Genomic DNA, 229 nt, shown 5'->3' on the forward strand with positions numbered 1-229 from the left:
GGCGTTTGCCGTTAAGCTCGGCATAGGTAAATGCTTGCCACAGCTTACCTTTAACAATGTAGTTGCCAATATCATGCACGCGCTCATCACCTAGCTGGCTGTCACGCAAACGCGATACGGCATCGTATTCGTATAAACCTTGCTGTGCTTTGGTGGTCGATTTAATGTGCCACTGAATAAGCTCGGTGTCTAAACTTTTCGCAAGCTCTTCGGCCAGCATCGTTTTGCC

Annotated in this window: 1 pseudogene; it reads right to left on the minus strand. The window is 48.5% G+C overall.

Annotation, left to right across the window (positions count from 1 at the left end):
- A pseudogene (locus tag SB756_RS36290) lies at nt 1-229 on the minus strand (ATP-binding protein); the annotation flags it as partial.

The sequence above is a fragment of the Pseudomonas sp. SIMBA_068 genome, assembly GCF_046534705.1.
In the GTDB taxonomy this organism is placed as follows: Bacteria; Pseudomonadota; Gammaproteobacteria; order Pseudomonadales; family Pseudomonadaceae; genus Aquipseudomonas; species Aquipseudomonas putida.